Origin of the sequence: Paracoccus sp. S-4012, from assembly GCF_009674885.1 — a bacterium.
Classification (GTDB): Bacteria; Pseudomonadota; Alphaproteobacteria; order Rhodobacterales; family Rhodobacteraceae; genus Paracoccus.
In genome coordinates this window covers 1-2,450 of sequence record NZ_WKKA01000040.1, presented here as the reverse complement: position 1 = coordinate 2,450, position 2,450 = coordinate 1, and the positions used below count along the sequence as shown (strand labels likewise).

Sequence of the window (2,450 nt, the reverse complement as noted above, 5' to 3'; positions counted from 1 at the left end):
CTCAATTGCGCGCAGCCAAATCCTTGCGGAGGCGAGGGCGACGGCGGCAAGGAAGTTGGTTGCGTGCTTTTCGAAGCGCGTGGCGATGCGGCGGAACTGCTTGAGTTTGCAGAAGAAGCGCTCGATCAGGTTGCGGCGTCGGTAGAGATCGGGTGAGACGGTGCGCTGGAGGCGCACCCGGCTTTGGGTCGGGATATGCGCCTGACCACCCCGGGCCGCCACCCGCTCGACCAGGGCAAGGCTGTCGTAACCGCGGTCGGCGACGACAGGTCCGGGTGGCAGCGCGTCCAGCAGGAGCGGGGCCGCCGTCTTGTCGGAAGCCTGCCCGGGCGTGATGTGCAGGCAGACCGGCAAGCCGTCCTGACCGACGACGGCATGGATCTTGGTGCTCAGTCCGCCACGAGAACGGCCAATGGCGTGATCCTCGCCCCCTTTTCTCCGCCGGCGGCGTGCTGATGGGCGCGGACGATGGAACTGTCGATCAACTGCAGCGACTGCGGCGAGCGTCGCGCCAGTTCCTCGAAAACCGTCAACCAGATCGCGCGCTTGGCCCAACGATTGAACCGGTTGTAGACCGTCGTGTAGGGGCCGTACCGCTCCGGCAGGTCGCGCCACGGCGCCCCGGTGCGGAGCACATGAAAAATCCCGTTCACAACCCGCCGGTCGTCGACCCGAGGCTTGCCCTGGCCCGGTTTCGGCAGCAACGGCTCGACAAGCATCCACTCCGCGTCGCTCAGATCGTATCGCGCCATGAAACCCTCCCGCCAACATGCAGAAATGAATCACCTCACACCAAAAACTGGAATTCCCCTATTGAGTACGACTCCTAGGCTAACCGCGGCAACGGCACTGGCCGCAAGTCCGTGAAGGACAGGGCGGTGGGTGCTTTCGCGAACGTGGTGGAGTTTCGGGGCTGGCGTAGTCTCCGGGCATTGACCCAACCCTGAGCGGCGGTTGGCGCCACCGTGGAGACCACGCCATGGATGAGACTACGACGACACCGACGCCGTCACCACTTCTCGGTGCGGGTTGGCGCGATCCGCTGGAAGACGAAGTGCGCGGCCGGGGCCGCTATGAGCGCGCCGACGAGGCCATGCTCGGCTGGCGCAACGGCTACCGCGACCGGCAGGTGATCGGCACATTCGGCGCCAAGACGGTGCGCGTGCGGCGGGCACGGCTCGTGTGCGAGAATGGCGAGACGGCGGAATGGCGCTCGCAGGCGCTGCGCCGCTACCAGCGGCTGACGAAGCGGGCCGAGGCGCTGATCGCCGGCGCCTACCTGGCCGGAACGAACACCCGGAGAGTGCGCCGTGCCTTGGCAACGCTGTTCGAGGGCGCCGTGGCAAGGATGTGGTCAGCCGCACCTGGCGCAAGGTTCGGACCGACTGGGAGGGCTGGAACGGCCGCGACCTCCAGGTGAGGACATCATCCGGCTCATCCTGGACGGCACGGTCCGAACGAAGATCGACCGCAGGCCGGCGCCATTCCCTGCTGGTGGCGGGCGGGGTGCGTCGAAACGGCCAGAAGGTGCTGCTGGCGCTCAGGAGCATGGACGGCGAGAGCACCGCCGCCTGGGCCGCCTTCCTCGCGGACATGACCCGGCGCGGCCTGAACGCGCCCGAGTTCGTCATCGTCGACGGCGCGCCCGGGCTCGAGGCGGCGCTCTGGCCCGGCGCCCCCGTCCAGCGCTGCACGGTTCACAGCACCGCAACCTGCTGGCGCACGCGGCGCATCGGCTGCAAGCGTCGTCGGGCCGCCGAACCTTGCCTTGCCGGCTTGAGGCGCCTGCGCACCGCTCGAAATCGTTGAAGGGGCCGCGCGCGAAGCCAACGGCGCAGCGCAGCGCGCGGCCGGCGGCGCCGGTTTGGACCGGTCGGGGCCGAGCGCATCGAACACTCGAACGATGGCGTCGCTACCCGGAGCGTCGCGTCGGGCCAGAGGCCTCGGCCGACACCTTCGGCGGTCGTCGTTTCCAGCGCGCGCCGAATTGCTCGTGGGTCGGCCTGCGCGTGGCTGCGGCTTCCTTGCGCTCGCAACTCCTTCCCGTTGTAAGCGTGGGCTGGGCCGCGCCGGTGCCCTTCTTCTGTGGCAGCCCGGCCCGGAGCTCGATGTCGCGCGCTTTCCTGGCGGCCAGAGCCGGGCGCCCAGAGATAGTCCTGCTCCTTCGTCAGCAAATTCCAGCAGAGCACCGTCAGCTTGCGCGCCAGCGCAACTGCGGCGACCTGATGCCCTCGCTTGGGGCGGATGCGCACGAAGAAGGCGTGCAGAGGCCTCGGCGCCTTCGCTGCCGCCCCGGCCGCCTCGACCAGCAGGGCGTGCGCGGGGCTGCGGCCGATCTTGCTGATCCGGCTATGAGGGGCGGCGCCAAGATCGCATGCACCTCGTTCCTGACCCGCGTTCGATGCGCACGATCTGGTAGCGTCGCGCCACGAGCCGCTGCGCCGCTCGGT

General features: G+C 68.8%; 2 protein-coding genes and 1 pseudogene. 2 read left to right on the top strand and 1 reads right to left on the bottom strand.

Features of this window, described 5'->3' with window-relative positions:
- A pseudogene (locus GI374_RS18675) lies at window positions 1-719 on the bottom strand (IS5 family transposase); the annotation flags it as partial.
- Between the two features lie 260 nt (window positions 720-979).
- On the opposite strand from GI374_RS18675, the gene GI374_RS20000 reads away from it, so the two are divergent.
- Window positions 980-1,420, top strand: coding sequence for a transposase (locus GI374_RS20000; RefSeq protein WP_154338494.1), 441 nt, complete (start codon window positions 980-982; stop codon window positions 1,418-1,420).
- The gene (locus GI374_RS19600; protein ID WP_195759993.1) at window positions 1,351-1,809 is read left to right on the top strand and encodes a transposase; all 459 of its coding nucleotides are present in this window, start codon (window positions 1,351-1,353) and stop codon (window positions 1,807-1,809) included. Before GI374_RS20000 ends, GI374_RS19600 begins: the two co-directional genes overlap by 70 nt.
- The last annotated feature ends 641 nt before the right edge of the window (window positions 1,810-2,450 follow it).